This is a genomic window from Pseudomonas sp. R3-57 (genome assembly GCF_051132065.1).
GTDB lineage: Bacteria > Pseudomonadota > Gammaproteobacteria > Pseudomonadales > Pseudomonadaceae > Aquipseudomonas.
Genome location: NZ_CP071655.1, coordinates 3,775,888 through 3,790,009 on the forward strand (window position 1 = coordinate 3,775,888; position 14,122 = coordinate 3,790,009).

The 14,122-nt window shown below is 60.0% G+C and carries 14 protein-coding genes and 1 pseudogene; 6 read left to right on the top strand and 9 right to left on the bottom strand.

Features of this window, described 5'->3' with window-relative positions:
• Positions 1–32 precede the first annotated feature (32 nt).
• From J3P93_RS16865 to J3P93_RS16875, 3 genes are all read right to left on the bottom strand, one after another.
• Entirely contained in the window at positions 33–245 is a 213-nt protein-coding gene (locus J3P93_RS16865) for a hypothetical protein (RefSeq protein ID WP_203421617.1), read from the bottom strand.
• A 221-nt stretch (positions 246–466) separates the two neighbouring features.
• Positions 467–721 carry a DUF1652 domain-containing protein gene (locus J3P93_RS16870; protein ID WP_434589824.1) on the bottom strand — a complete coding sequence of 85 codons (255 nt, stop codon included), beginning with the start codon at positions 719–721 and terminating at the stop codon, positions 467–469.
• A gap of 137 nt (positions 722–858) precedes the next feature.
• On the bottom strand, positions 859–2,355 hold the full coding sequence (locus J3P93_RS16875) for a helix-turn-helix transcriptional regulator (RefSeq protein ID WP_434589827.1): 1,497 nt from the start codon (positions 2,353–2,355) through the stop codon (positions 859–861).
• Between the two features lie 288 nt (positions 2,356–2,643).
• Here J3P93_RS16875 and J3P93_RS16880 point away from each other — a divergent pair, with 288 nt between their 5' ends.
• Positions 2,644–2,835 carry a hypothetical protein gene (locus J3P93_RS16880; RefSeq protein ID WP_434589829.1) on the top strand — a complete coding sequence of 64 codons (192 nt, stop codon included), beginning with the start codon at positions 2,644–2,646 and terminating at the stop codon, positions 2,833–2,835.
• Positions 2,836–2,936: 101 nt separating this feature from the next.
• Here J3P93_RS16880 and J3P93_RS16885 read toward each other — a convergent pair whose 3' ends face one another.
• On the bottom strand, positions 2,937–3,749 hold the full coding sequence (locus J3P93_RS16885; RefSeq protein ID WP_434589832.1) for an OBAP family protein: 813 nt from the start codon (positions 3,747–3,749) through the stop codon (positions 2,937–2,939).
• A gap of 446 nt (positions 3,750–4,195) precedes the next feature.
• Here J3P93_RS16885 and J3P93_RS16890 point away from each other — a divergent pair, with 446 nt between their 5' ends.
• Positions 4,196–4,624 (top strand): nuclear transport factor 2 family protein, encoded by a 429-nt coding sequence (locus tag J3P93_RS16890; protein WP_434589835.1) that lies wholly within the window; start codon positions 4,196–4,198, stop codon positions 4,622–4,624.
• 67 nt (positions 4,625–4,691) lie between these two features.
• On the opposite strand, the gene mqo is transcribed toward J3P93_RS16890, so the two are convergent.
• Entirely contained in the window at positions 4,692–6,341 is a 1,650-nt protein-coding gene (gene mqo, locus J3P93_RS16895; protein ID WP_203421612.1) for a malate dehydrogenase (quinone), read from the bottom strand.
• Between the two features lie 507 nt (positions 6,342–6,848).
• Between mqo and J3P93_RS16900 the strand changes: the two genes are divergently transcribed.
• Positions 6,849–7,280, top strand: a complete 432-nt coding sequence (locus J3P93_RS16900) for a nuclear transport factor 2 family protein (RefSeq protein WP_434589838.1) — start codon at positions 6,849–6,851, stop codon at positions 7,278–7,280.
• Between the two features lie 178 nt (positions 7,281–7,458).
• Here the strand turns inward: J3P93_RS16900 and J3P93_RS16905 are convergent, their stop codons facing one another.
• Positions 7,459–8,322 (bottom strand): methyl-accepting chemotaxis protein, encoded by an 864-nt coding sequence (locus J3P93_RS16905; RefSeq protein ID WP_434598418.1) that lies wholly within the window; start codon positions 8,320–8,322, stop codon positions 7,459–7,461.
• Positions 8,323–8,364: 42 nt separating this feature from the next.
• Positions 8,365–9,135, bottom strand: a pseudogene (locus tag J3P93_RS16910) (MCP four helix bundle domain-containing protein); the annotation flags it as partial.
• Between the two features lie 180 nt (positions 9,136–9,315).
• Here J3P93_RS16910 and sodC point away from each other — a divergent pair.
• On the top strand, positions 9,316–9,837 hold the full coding sequence (gene sodC / locus J3P93_RS16915; RefSeq protein WP_434589841.1) for a superoxide dismutase [Cu-Zn] SodC: 522 nt from the start codon (positions 9,316–9,318) through the stop codon (positions 9,835–9,837).
• A gap of 4 nt (positions 9,838–9,841) precedes the next feature.
• On the opposite strand, the gene J3P93_RS16920 is transcribed toward sodC, so the two are convergent.
• Positions 9,842–10,498 (bottom strand): DUF2238 domain-containing protein, encoded by a 657-nt coding sequence (locus J3P93_RS16920; protein WP_434589844.1) that lies wholly within the window; start codon positions 10,496–10,498, stop codon positions 9,842–9,844.
• Positions 10,499–10,659: 161 nt separating this feature from the next.
• On the opposite strand from J3P93_RS16920, the gene J3P93_RS16925 reads away from it, so the two are divergent.
• Positions 10,660–10,974 (top strand): DUF2388 domain-containing protein, encoded by a 315-nt coding sequence (locus tag J3P93_RS16925; RefSeq protein WP_090282773.1) that lies wholly within the window; start codon positions 10,660–10,662, stop codon positions 10,972–10,974.
• A gap of 80 nt (positions 10,975–11,054) precedes the next feature.
• Positions 11,055–11,456 carry a hypothetical protein gene (locus tag J3P93_RS16930; RefSeq protein WP_434589846.1) on the top strand — a complete coding sequence of 134 codons (402 nt, stop codon included), beginning with the start codon at positions 11,055–11,057 and terminating at the stop codon, positions 11,454–11,456.
• On the opposite strand, the gene ligD is transcribed toward J3P93_RS16930, so the two are convergent.
• On the bottom strand, positions 11,457–14,090 hold the full coding sequence (ligD, locus tag J3P93_RS16935; RefSeq protein WP_434589848.1) for a DNA ligase D: 2,634 nt from the start codon (positions 14,088–14,090) through the stop codon (positions 11,457–11,459).
• Positions 14,091–14,122 lie beyond the last annotated feature (32 nt).

Consider the following 14,122-nt stretch of genomic DNA (forward strand, 5'->3'; position numbering starts at 1 on the left):
ACGCTCGTTCCCGCAGGGTTTGTGCGCCGCTGCTACTGAGTGATGCAACGAGTGGTGGTGATGTGCCGGGTGACCTGCCCGTCCACGTACATGTCACCGGCAACCTCGGTGTTTTCCATGACCTGACAGGTGCGCTCGGGCGGTGGTGGTGGCGCCACTGGCGCTGGGGGTGGTGGACTGGCACAGCCGGCCAGCAACACAAATAGAAAAGCCAACGGCAACACGCGATTCCCAGAATTGTTCATAGGACGACCCGCGGTGAATGAGAGACGAATTCCCGCGACCCAACGGGTCACGGAAAACCTGACGACTCATTATTTATAGCCGAGACCCTTGCAAGTGCCAGTGGATAGGCTGTTTGAACGGGTTGGAGCTGTCGATTTTGTGTTGGAGGTCGAGTCAGTGAGGGAAAAGGCGTCGTAAGGTAGATCGCCTTCGCGAGCAGGCTCGCTCCCATACAAGCCCATCACAAGCCCGATTCAGCCGATGAGCGTAGCGAGTTGCTTTCCAGCTCATAGCGCAATTCATCGACCAGCGCTTGCACCGACTCTGGCGTGCGCAACTCATTGAGCTTCAGACCACTGATCACTAGATCCACCGCTCCCGACTCCTTGTGGTAAAGCTTGACCGTCAGCGAATGATCGCCATCGACCGAACACTCACACGCCAGCGGCGGAAAACTGCGCTCAAGCTGCGCACGCAACTGTGCAAGATTCATCATTTGGGTTGTTCCTTTGGCTGCATCGAGGGGGACGCGGTCCCGTGCCAAAAAGCTCGTACCGCACCCCACAAGCCTAAGAACTGAACTCGACGGCCAATACACGAATTTGCACCCGAATCACTAGTGCATTTGCACCCCTAGCGTTGCCCCTTGGCGCCCCACTCGCCAGAAAACAATCCGCGTTCGCGCGCCCAGACGATCGCCTCGCTGCGGCTGTGGACGTCGAGCTTGGAGTACACGGTGGCAACATGATTGCGCACGGTATTGGGTGCCAGCTTCAGCCGTGCGGCGATTTCCTTGTCCGCCAGTCCTTCGCAGATCAGCCCCAGCACATCGCGTTCGCGCGCGGTCAAGTCGGTGAACGACGCGCTCGGCAACTGCGGCGAATTGATCTTTTTCACGTTGGCCAGTTTTTCGATCAGCGTGCGGCTGAACCACGACGCATCCTTCATCACCTCTTCAATCGCGGCGACCAGTTCCAGCTCGGAGCGCTTGCGCTCGGTCATGTCCATCAGTACCAGCAGATAGCAGGACGTGTCGTGGATCTTCACCGTGTCCGCCGACACCGCGCATTCCAGTAATTCGTCGTCGCGCTTGCGCACGCGCACGTCGACCCGATCTATTCGAGCATTGTTTGCCAGCGCCGCGAGCAGCCGCGTGCGCTCGCCTTCATCATCGATGAACTTCAACTGAGTGACGGTTTTACCGAGGACGTCATCAGCCTCATAGCCCAGCGTTTCGAGGAACGCCTGGTTGACGTCGATGACCTCCTGCCGGTCGGCGCTGCAGATCAGAATCGGCACCGGGGTCAGGCGGAACGCCTTGGCGAAACGCTCTTCGCTCTGACGCAGGGCGAGTTCGACCTTGCGCCGTGGCTCCATGTCGACGAAGGAAAACAGCATGCAATTCTCATCGTTGAGCAACAGCGGTTGCCCAGCGACGATCACTTGTTTACTGCCGCCATCGGGCAGGCGCAGTTCGGCCTGCATCTGCGGGATGGTCGCGACGTCGCGCAGTCGCTGGATGGCCAGATCGCGTTTCTCGGCCTGTTCGAAGATATCGATTTCGTACGCCGAGGTTCCGATCACTTGTTCGCGGCTGTAGCCGGTCATTTCGAGGAACCCCGGGTTGACCTTGATATAGCGCAAGTCGCTAAGGCGGCAGATCACCGCCGGCGCCGGGTTGGCATTGAAGGTTTTTTCGAAGCGCTGCTCGGCGTTGGCCCAGTCGGTGACATCGCTCATGATCAGCACCAGCGACTCGGGCTGGCCCAAACGGTCGGTCAGCACCATGCTGCGCACGCTGTGCACCCAGATGCGCTCCGGGTCATCGGCAGGCGAGACTTCGATCAGCACGTCACTGAACATTTCGCAGCGCGCAACTCGGCTGATCGGATAGTTCTCCGGTGGCAAGGTGTGATTGTTGCGATAGCGCAGGCTGAACCGCTTGGCGTATTCCTCGGCATTGCTGCCCAGCTCGCCGATGCGGCTGACGCCATGCATGGCCAGCGCCGCTTCGTTGGCCCACAGAATGCTTTGATCGAGTTCCAGCAAAATCACCCCGTCCGACAGCCCGGCGATGATTTGCTGCAACTGGCGACGGTTGGTTTCGGTGGTCAGGACTTCCTGGCTCATTGGATCTCCACACAGTGAGGCGGCTCGGTGAAGACTACGACCGCAGCGGCTCGGGTTCGTGCGGCAGCTTGAAAACCGGCGAGAACGCCTGTGGCAGCGAGCTTTATCGCGCAGGCGGTGGGCGAGTATGCATCAATTCATCTGATCCGGGTTGCGCAAGCAATCGCCCATATTATTGATCCGGGATCTGCAGAAACCAGGCACCCGCCAGTTTTGTCGTCTAACGTTAAATCCTCATCGGATTGAGCCCCTGTCCGCAACACCGGGCTCTTGATCAAGGAGAGACTGATGCGATCGCACCGCAACATCGAACAGACCTACCGCACCTGGTCCAGCCCCATCCTGCTGGAGTTGAAAAAGCGCGAGCACCAGATGGCGCTGGTGGAACGCCAGGCGCTTGAGCGTGTTTTGCTGGAAAGACGATTGCTGGACATGGGCAAACCGGAGGGGATGGAAAGTCGCCGCAGCGGCGGAGGCTGACCCACCGCTTTCGCGAGCAGGCTCGCTCCCACAGGGATTGGGGATGAGCACAGGTTTTCGTGCGCAACTGCAAGCCCTGTGGGAGCGACCGAACGCATTACTCAAGGTGTGGGCTGCGTACCCCGAGCATTCTTATCGCTGCCCGTCGATGGACGTGGCATCAGATGCGTGTGCCCGGTCGGGTCTGGCAGTTGCAGCACATTGCCCTGTTGCCAGGCATCGGCGCCCTGCTCGATAGGCGCCGGTTTGATCGCCGCGCGGGCGGTTTTGTTTTTCGCGGTGTCGACGCCCAGGCGTTGGTCACGTTGCTGCACCATCTGCGGATCGGCCTGGCCGTCGGTGGTGAAGCCCATCATCAATTGCGGTACGCCAAGCGGCAGTTGCTTGTCCTGATCGGTGTGCCAGGTGTGCCAGGTCTTGCCGTAGGTGTTGGCGAGTTTTTCCATCAGCCGGGTTTCAGCGACTTGCGCGATGCCCGGGGCGACCAGTTGGCCGGAGGTGACTTCGTGTGCATGGCTGTGCCAAAGCGCTTTTTCCTTGGCGGGCAGTTGGGCGAACAGGCGTTTGCTGATGATGTACTCGACGCCCATCAATTTCGCCTCGGCGCTGTTGCCGTCATAGATCACGCATTGAAAGACTTCTTCGTTGAGCACCGAACAATAGTGGTGCGCCTCCATTTGCACATCGGGGTGCCCGTTGTAGAAGTGAAAGCCGTCGAGGTAGAGGTTCAAGGCGCGAATCGGCGGTTTGTCTTGCAGCCATTGCGCGCCGGTCTCAAGCAGCTCGGTGTCGGAGGCCTTGGCTTTGCCGGGCGTCTGTACCGGCGACTCGGTGTTGCTCATCGCGCAGCCGCTCAGCGCCGTCAGCAGCACGCCCATCGATAGCCATCGTCCGTGCGGGGTTGTGCAACGCATGTCTCGCTCCTTCTTTCAGTCCGTGGGGCCGCTGGCATGGCCCTGTACTGCAACTGAAAGCGCGAACATGGCGGAGTTCGAAAAAACTGCGGGGGCTTCAGACCGGAGAAATCGTCGCGAGCAAACCGATCAGAATGGTCAGTGTCAGGAAGCCACCCAGGAAAATCGCCATCTTGTTCATCTTGCTCTCCTCAATGCCGGGTTTGCGGTGCACTAGACGCTTCAGGATGAAGGAAAATCGCGAGTGCCCGCACTGCCGGGGCATTGTGAGCGCTTGGCTGAACCGGTTACAGCGTCAGTTAAAGCGAAAAAATACGGATCAAATGCGCATCTGATCCGCATGGGCGATGGTTTGGCATTCAGCTCGGCACTGCATGATGTCCTTTCAACGAGGTTGGTCTACAGTCAGCGCGATCGACAGAACAACAACAAAAAACGGAGCCCCCATGACCGAGCTGAACCTGCAAGCCGCCGTCGCCCAATCCCTGCAGCGCTGGCACGAGATGATCCGCACCGGCAACCTGCGCGCCCTGCCCGAGCTGCTTGATGCCCGAGCCGTGTTTCGCTCACCGATGGCCCACACGCCCTACCCCGGCGCGCCGGTGGTGTCGATGATCCTCAATACCGTGTTCGAGGTCTTCGAGGATTTTCAATATCACCGCGAGCTGGCCAGTGCCGATGGGCTCAACGTGATCCTCGAATTCAGTGCCAGGGTCGGTACGAAAGAGCTCAAAGGCATCGACATGATTCGCTTCGATGAGCACGGCAAGATTGTCGAGTTTGAAGTGATGGTGCGGCCGTTGAGCGGCTTGCAGGCGCTGGGTGAAGAGATGGGCCGGCGGCTGGGGGCTTACCTGGCCAAAGCCAAGGCTTGAAGCGCAGGCACAAAAAAGCCCACTGACCGTCACCGGTGCAGTGGGCTTTGTGCGTCAGGCGTCTGTTTTAGAGGGCCATGTCGCGTGCAGCGTTGTCCTTCAGCGCCGGGGCTTTTTCAGCCGCAGCGCCGGCTGCCGGAGCAGCGGCCTGACCGATCACCGGAGGCGTCGGCAGTTCGAGGATCTTGGCGGTGTAAGCCCATTCTGCGGCCACTTTGGCCGGATCGCTGTTCAGCTGAGTGCCGTAGCTTGGGACGATCTGGTGCAGCTTGGCTTGCCATTCAGGGGAGGCGACTTTGTCTTTGAAGACTTTCTGCAGCACGCTCAGCATGATCGGTGCAGCGGTCGACGCGCCTGGCGATGCGCCCAGCAGGCCGGCAATGGAGCCGTCCTGAGCAGCAACGATTTCGGTACCCAGTTTCAGCACGCCGCCTGCAGCCTCATCACGCTTGATGATCTGCACGCGCTGGCCGGCTTGCCACAGACGCCAGTCTTCGGCTTTGGCGTTCGGGAAGTATTCCTTCAGCGCGTTCATGCGGTCTTCATCCGACAGCATCAGTTGGCCGGCAAGGTACTCGACCAGCGGATATTCCTTGATGCCGACCTTGGTCATCGGCCAGATGTTGTGCGTGGTGGTGCTGGTCAGCAGGTCCAGGTACGAACCTTCCTTGAGGAACTTGGTGCTGAAGGTCGCGAATGGGCCAAACAGGATAACGCGCTTGCCGTCCAGGACACGGGTGTCCAGGTGCGGAACCGACATCGGTGGCGAACCCACCGAGGCTTTACCGTAAGCCTTGGCCAGGTGCTGTTCAGCAATGGTCGGGTTTTCGGTCACGAGGAACGAACCACCCACCGGGAAGCCACCGTACTCCTTGGCTTCAGGAATGCCCGACTTCTGCAGCAGGTGCAGGGCACCGCCGCCAGCGCCGATGAAGACGAACTTGGCGTCGGTTTCGGTTTTAGTGCCGTCTTTGAGGTTTTTGTAGCTGACGCGCCAGGTGCCATCGGCGTTCTTGGTGATGTCCTCGACTTCGCTCGACAGTTTCAGATCGAAGTTAGGCTTGGTCTGCAGGTGCGCGGCGAACTGGCGGGTGATTTCGCCGAAGTTCATGTCGGTACCCAGCGGGCTCCAGGTGGCCGCGATTTTCTGGTTCGGGTCACGCCCTTCCATCATCAGCGGAACCCACTTCTTGATCACAGCCGGATCTTCGGAGTACTGCATACCGGCGAACAGCGGGCTCGCCTGCAGGGCTTCGTAGCGCTTTTTGAGGAACTTGATGTTGTCATCGCCCCACACGAAGCTCATGTGCGGTGTGGTGTTGATGAACGAGCGAGGGTTCTTCAGAACGCCCTGCTGAACCTGCCAGGCCCAGAACTGACGGGACACCTGGAACGCTTCGTTGATCTCGACGGCTTTCGGGATCGTTACGTTGCCTTTGTCGTCTTCCGGGGTGTAGTTCAGCTCAGCGAGTGCCGAGTGACCGGTACCGGCGTTGTTCCAGCCGTTGGAGCTTTCTTGGGCGACGCCATCGAGGCGCTCGACCATTTCCATCGACCAGCTCGGCTCCAGCTCATTGATCCACACACCCAGGGTGGTGCTCATGATGCCGCCGCCGATCAGCAGGACGTCGACTTTCTTTGCTTCGTCAGCATTGGCGGATGTCATCCCCATTGCCAAAGCCAGACCCAGCAAGGCTGTGTTCACTTTCTTAAACATCTGTTGCACCTATGATAAAACGCCTTCCGCCCGCCTCTGTTATCAGCATGCGATCCGCTTTGATGACGCTCAGGCTGGCGTCGCAGATTCCGGCACACTTCAATTTTGACGGGTGGGCACACAAGGCCGACATGCCGCATCGACCTCAGTTGATGTCCCTTCTGAACTGACTTCTTATCATTATTGGCTTCAGCTACTTGAGCGACAGGGATCCTGCCAGCGCGCCTGCGGGCACGCTGACTGAATAAGGTCAAACCAAGTTGGCGCGCAGAATATCACGTCAGGGCAAACCCGCGCGTCTGTTCCCGACTTGAAAGTCGTTTTGCACCACTAGCGCTTTATCGGCTGACAGCGGCCGAACATGACTCTGCGCCTCACGGCTTTTTCCAGCGACGACGAAGCGCCGCAAAGTGCTGACTGATCGCTGGGTACTCTGCTACGTTGTACGATGACTGATGAATACATGCCAAGTCAGTCATCAACCCATAACAACAAGGAACTACCGCAATGACCAAGACCCGACTGCTGATCGGCTTTCTCTGCGCCTTCAACGGTTACGCCATGGCCGCGCCTGCTGCGGCGGAAAAGGACGTCGCCCAGGCCGTGGACCATCTGACGCAGGCAATGCTGCACAAGGACATCGCCAAACTGAACGCCATCACCGCGCCCAACCTGACCTACGGCCATTCCAGCGGCAAGGTCCAGGACAAGCAGGAATTCATCGCCGACATCGAAACTGGCCGAAGCGCTTTCAAGACCCTGGAAATGCAGAAGCAGACCATTACCCTGTCCGGCGATACCGCGCTGGTGCGCAATCATTTTTCGGCGCAGGCATTGAAGGGGACCGAGGTGGTGCCGACCGAGATCGAGAACTTTCAGATCTGGCAAAAGCAGCAGGGCAAGTGGTTGCTGATTGGGCGACAGGCGTTCAAGTTCTGATCGTGATTATCCAGCCTGAATCAATTTCGTTCGGGCTGGCCTCATCGCGGGCAAGCCCGCTCCCACAGGGTTCTATGTTGTGAATGCAAGGGTGTTTACACCATTACTCACTGTGGGAGCGGGCTTGCCCGCGATGGGGCTTTATCAGACGCCACAATTGCAATTGATCCAACCGTTATCACAACCGAAACCGATCCACCGACTGCGCCAACTGCCCCGCCAGGCTCGACAACTCGTCCGTGGTCGTCGCGGTCTGGCCGATTACCCGGCTGTTGCCTTCCGACATCCCGGCAATCATTTCCACCTGATGGGCAATTTCGTTACTGGCCTGGCTCTGCTCGCCAATCGTGCGGGTGATGTCGTTGACCAGTTGCGTGGTGCTCAAGGTCGCGTCAAGAATTTCGCGAATCGCCCGTTCGACCTCGGCGGTTACCGCCATTCCTTTATCAACCTGCGCCACCCCAGCCTCCATGCTGCTGACCGCCTCACGCGTGCTGTTTTGAATCCGCGCGACCATCGCGGCGATTTCCTGGGTCGAGGCGCTGGTGCGCGCCGCCAGACTGCGCACCTCGTCAGCGACCACAGCGAAGCCACGCCCCTGCTCGCCGGCCCGCGCGGCTTCGATCGCGGCGTTGAGCGCCAGCAGATTGGTCTGATCGGCGATGCTTTTGATCACTTGAATGATGTTGAAGATGGCTTCCGATTCCTGGTCCAGCGTGCGAATGACCTGTGCCGACTGTTGTGCAGAGCGGGCGATATCGTCCATATCGCTGACCACCTGATGGATCACCCCGCCGCCCTCTTTCGCCAGGGTTTCGGCCTGATTGGCCATGCTCAAGGCGCGCTCGGCGTGGCGGGTGATTTCTTCGATGCTGGCGGTCATCTGGCTCGCGGCTGCGGCCATGGTGCCGGCGGCGACGCTTTGCTGCTGACTGCTGTCGGCAACCTGATGGCAGCCGTGACTGAGCTGTTCGCTCATGCCGCTGACGCCGTGGGCGTTGCGTCGAACCACCTCGATCATGTTGCGCAGGTCGCGTTGCATGGTCGCCAGCGTGCGGATCAGCACGCTGGCCTCGTCCTTGCCGGATGGTTCGGCGATCGGCTCGCTGAGGTTGCCGTGAGCGATGCTTTCGGCGATGCGACTGGCGGTTTGCAACGGCCCGGTGATGCTGCGAATCACCCAGCGACCTTGCGCCAGCAGCAACAGCAGGCTGGCTAGCAGCACCACGCCGAGGGTGATATTGGCGCTGCGGATCGCTGCTTCCGTGACCTCGGCGGTGTGCTGGGTGTTGGACTCGATCAGTTCGCTCAGCGCTGCCATCTGTTCTTCGAGCTGGCTGAACGCCGCGTTGAAGGTGCCGAGTTGCTGCTGGGCGGCTTCGGGGTTGTCCAGCGCCAGCTCGACAATCCGTTCGCCGGTGTCGATGTAGGTGTCGAGGCTCGGCTTGATCTGCTCCAGCGCCGTGCGCAATGTCGGGTTGATCGGCAGCTTCAGATTGTCGTTGAGCACCTGGTGAAAATGCCCGGCGTGCTCGGTGAGCGAATCACGTACCTGCGCCGCCGTGCTGCTGCTTTTGCCCAATCCGACCAACATCGCCGAATAGACATCGGCGCGCAGGGCGTCGTGCATCATGTCGGCTTCCATGTGATTGCGCAGCGCGCTCATGCTCACCGTGTTATCGCCGACCGCCGTGGCCATCCGCAGATTGCCGACATAACTGACCAGACTCACGATCAGCGCCGTCAGCAGGCTGGTCGCAATCAGCAACACCAAACGCAGTTTGATCGACACCGTGGAATCTCCCGTGGGCACGCTGGATTGCGCTTGTCGGATTTCAGTTAAGCCTATTTGCATGGAACTGCCGACACAGAGCGTATCGGCTGATGTCAGCGGCGACTTGAATCCGGCAAAACTTTTCGGTCGAGCGGCCAGTCACACGCTGCAGCGCCGATGGATTGCACCTTCATCGCCGGTTAACGCTGGCAGGCTATTAATCCATCGCTTCGAACATTCATGCAGCTGAAGGAAACGCTTATGAAACGCGCACTGTGGTTTGGCCTGCTCGGCACCCTGGCGATGGGCACCGCACAGGCAGCAACGGAAAAAGTCGCGATCAATCTGGTCAGCGCCGACGGCGCGCCGCAGGCGATCGGCTCGGTCAGCGTCAGCGAGACGCCTTATGGCCTGCTGTTTACGCCCGACCTGAAATCGCTGCCGGCCGGCATTCACGGGTTTCACGTGCATGAAAACGGCAGCTGCGAAGCGGGCGTGAAGGATGGGGTGAAAGGCGCGGCACTGGCAGCTGGCGGTCACTTCGATCCGGCGAAAACCGGCAAGCACCTTGGCCCCTACGCCGAGGGCCATCCGGGTGATCTGCCAGCGGTGTATGTGACGGCTGACGGTGTCGCCAATTATCCGGTGCTGGCCCCGCGCCTGAAGAAAATTTCCGAGATCAAGGGCCATGCCCTAATGATTCATGCCGGCGGCGACAACCACTCCGACATGCCCAAACCACTGGGCGGTGGCGGCGATCGCATGGCCTGCGGAGTGATCTGACCGCTTAGCGCTGCGCTCCACGACGCCAGCCTGCCAACATCAGCAAGGACAGCCCGGCGCCGAACAGCGCCAGGGCCATGTCCTTCTGCGAATCCCAGGGATCCTTCTGCGCGCCGACGAAGGCCTGTCCGGTGTCATCGCCCAGATAAGCGCCGCCGATCCACTCGATCAATTCGTACAACGCCGAAGTCGCCAGCACCACGTTCAAGGTCATCAGCACCAGCCAGGCGCCGCGCAACGGGGTCAGGCGCAGCAGCACTTCGCGAATCGGCCAGACCATCAGCAATCCGTAGCTCAAGTGCACCAGCCGATCATAGTGATTGCGCTCAAGGCCCAGAACCTTGTTGACGCTGACGCCGGTCAGCAGCGTGCTCCATTGATCGTAGGGCACCCGCGAGTAGGTGTAATGCGAGCCGACTTCATGGATGCACAGAAAGGCGAAGATCATCACCAGCGACCAGGACGACAAGCGAAACCGCCGATATGCCAGCACCAGGGCCAACACCAGCGTCACGGCCAGCACATTTTCCAGCAGCCAATCGACGCGACTTCGCGGGGAGATGCCGAGGGCGATGGCCAGCAGGACAAACCCGCCGAACAAGGCGGCTTCGATTCGCGTATCTGCGGGGCGGGCAACGTTGTCGCTGACTCTGACGAGCATTGGGTCATTCTCAACAATACAGGCAAGCGGTAGACCCTTCGCCGTTTTGCCCGGTTCCTTGCCGCTGCGTTTTCGCCGCTCACGGAACTCCCGCGCGCCGAACATCTCTGACGTTATGTAGTCCCTTCCCTTTCGCTTCGCGCCTTCGGAGGAACACCGTCATGCGCAAGTTAGTGCTCGTCTCATCTCTACTCCTTTGCCTGCCGGTCGGTTCGGCGCTGGCCCGTGTCGATGCGGGCGATGTTGCCACCTCGGCCGGTGTATCGGCTTCGCTGTACTCAACCTTCAAGGACGACAAAATGGTCATTCCGGCCCGTGACGACGTGTCTGCGTTCGTCGCCAGTGGCGGGGCCATTCGTGGGGTTTATCTTGAATCGGTGCTGCAGCAGGTGCGCCAGGACAACCCGGGGCTCAACGCCAGCGATGAAGACCTCGCCAATGCGATTCTGGTGCATTACGAAGGCCTGAAACCTTAGTTTTCAGGGAGACGGCGGCCGATGGATGGCTGCCTCACGCACATAGGCAAAACGGTCCGACGGCCTCTATGATGGAGGCCATGACGACCACCGCGCCTTTGCGCTCCCCTTGCCCACCCGGCGCCTGCGTTTGCGGGCGCGATCCGTTGCTGGACACGCCCGGCGCGGATCTACGCATCCTGCGCCTGACCCGCAACGAAGAAAAAGTCCTGCTGGCGCGTCTGGAACAACTCAAAGACCTCGACGATCTGCGTCATTTGCAAAAACGCATGTATGACCAGTTAGGTATTCGCGTTGAAGTCTCCCCAGGCTTCCACGAAGTCCGGACGATGCTCGGTATCGATATCGAGATCGACGACCTACCGGGGCTGTGCCGCAAAACCCGCAAAGCGATCCCGACGGCGATTCGCCGAGGCTTGAACAACAACCCGGCGATCGCCTTCGAACTGCTCAACGCCCACGACTTGCTGCGCGACGCCTGATCATTTTTTCATGCCGACGCGTTTGCGCATTTGCGCGGTGATGGTCTGGCGGGTTTTCTTCATGTCCGCCCACGGCTCTTCACCGACCTCGGCCAGGCGCTCATGGACGTTATGAATATTCCAGTGATTGCCGCCCTTGATCTCCGCTACTTCCTCACGAAAAACCGGTACGGACACCGGCATGCCTTCGCGCGCGCGCGCCGCGTAAGTACAAATGGTGGTCGCGCCCAGACCGTTGCGCAGGTAATCGATGAAGATCTTGCCGACGCGGTTTTTCGGCCCGGACACCGCTGAAAAACGGTCCGGCAACAGCTTGGCCATATGGCTGACGATGGCGTGACTGAAATCCTTGACCTCATCCCAGCCGTGCTTGCGGGTCAACGGAACGACCAAGTGAATACCCTTGCCGCCACTGGTTTTGAGAAACGCCTTGAGCCCCAGTTCATCAAGCACGGTCAGGGTCAGCGCCGTGGCTTCGACCATGCTTTTCCACGGCAACGCCGGGTCCGGATCGAGGTCGAGGACAAAGCGGTCGGGCTTGTCCAGGTCGCTCTGGGTAGCATTCCAGGTGTGCAGCTCGACGGTGCTCATCTGCACCGCGCCAATCAGCGCTTCGGCACTGTTGATCATCATCACCGGCTGCCCGGTGACGTCTTTGTCGAGCGTGCTGATGCCGGGAATCGCCAGGCGCTCGGCGTTCTTCTGGAAGAACAGTTCGCCAGCGATCCCGTCCGGGGCGCGGACCAGCGCCACCGGGCGATCCTTGAGGTGCGGCAGAATATATTCGGCGACGCTGGCGTAATACTCGGCAAGCTGCATTTTCGTGGTGCCGCTGACCGCGTCGATCACCCGGTCCGGGTGGGTGATACGCACTTTGCCGTTGGCCAGGTTGGCTTGCGACGGTGCGCTTTCGGTTTTGCTTGGCGCGGTTTTTTTGCTCGCAGCCTTGCTCGGAGCCTTGCTGGCAGCGGCTTTTTTCGTCGGTTTTTTCTCGGCAGTTTCACTCTCGACAGTCTTCACGGGCTTCGCTCGCTCCTCGGTGATGGCCTTGGCCGGTTTGTCGTTGCGCAGGCCATGGAACACGGCGTGGCGCACCGAGCCGTCCTTGGTCATCTCGGCAAATGCCACTTCCGCCAGCAGTTTCGGCTTGAGCCAGTGCACGCCTTTGGCCTCGAAGCCGCTGGGCGGGTTGACCACCGCCGCGCTCTTGGCCTGCAAGGGTTTGAGTTGCGCCAGAATGCTTTTCAAGGTGGTTTCGTTGAACCCGGTGCCGACCTTGCCGGCATAGCGCAATTCACCGCTGTCACTATCATGCAGGCCGAGCAACAAGGCGCCGAAGGCACTGCGCGCGCCTTTCGGATCGGTGTAGCCGACGATGACGAATTCCTGCCGGTGTTTGCATTTGAGCTTGATCCAGTCGCTGCTGCGCCGAGATACGTAAGGCGAGCCGAGGCGCTTGCCGATCAAGCCTTCCATTTGCATCTGGCAGGCACTGTTGAGCAGCGCGTCCGGGGTCTCTTCGAAGGCTTCGGAAAAGCGCAGCAACTCGCTTTTCTGCGTGCCGAGAATGGTCGCCAACGCGGCACGCCGTTCCTCGACCGCGACTTCGCGCAGATCGACACCATTGAGATAGGGCAAATCGAACAGGTAATAAACGATGTTGCCGCTGCGCCCGACTTCGAAGGCGTTCTGCAGCGCCTGAAAATCCGGCACGCCCTGCTCGTTGGCGACGATCATTTCACCGTCCAGCCAGGCCGACTCCAGACCTAATGCCGCCAAGGCTTCAGCCTGTTGCGGCAGTTTGTGCGTCCAGTCGTGGCCGTTACGCGTAAACAGTTGCACCTGATCGCCGTCGATGCGCGCCATGATCCGGTAACCATCGAACTTGATTTCGTAACTCCACTGCCCTTCCGGTGCACTGTCGACCAGTGTCGCCAGCTCGGGTTTGAGTTGCGCTGGCAACTTGGCCTTGTGTGCGCCGGTGAGTTTGCCAGTCGCCTGTTTGCGGGGCTTCGCCGGAGCTTTTTTCAGCGGCTTGGCCGGTTCGGCGGATTTTTTCGGGCTGGCGACGATCGTGCGTTCACTCAACACACTGTCCGGTTCCGCGACCAGTACGTCGTAGTCGTCCTGCGGGCGGGCGGCGTTGTCCTGATGCTTGATCAGGAACCACTGCTCCTTTTTGCCCGGCATGTGCGTGCGCACCAGATTCCACACACCGCCAAGCTTCTCGCCTTGCAACTCGAACTTGAGCCGGCCTTTGGCGTAAGCCTTTTGCGGATCGTCGAGGGGAATCCACACCCCGCGATCCCAGACGATCACATCGCCGGCGCCGTAATGTCCTTCGGGAATGCTGCCCTCGAAGGTCGCGTAATCCAGCGGGTGATCTTCGACGTGCACCGCCAGACGCTTGACCTTGGGGTCGAGCGACGGCCCTTTCGGCACCGCCCAGCTCTTGAGCGCGCCGTCGAGTTCGAGGCGAAAGTCGTAATGCAGGTGCGAAGCGTCGTGCTTCTGGATGCAGAACTGCAAGGCATGATCCTTCGCAGCCTTACGGCCGGAACGCTTGACCGCGGCCGGTTCCGAAGTCGCGGAAAAATCGCGCATGCGATTGTAGTCGTCGAGATTCCTGTTCATGGGCGCACCGATTGCAGACTGGCTCTGTTATG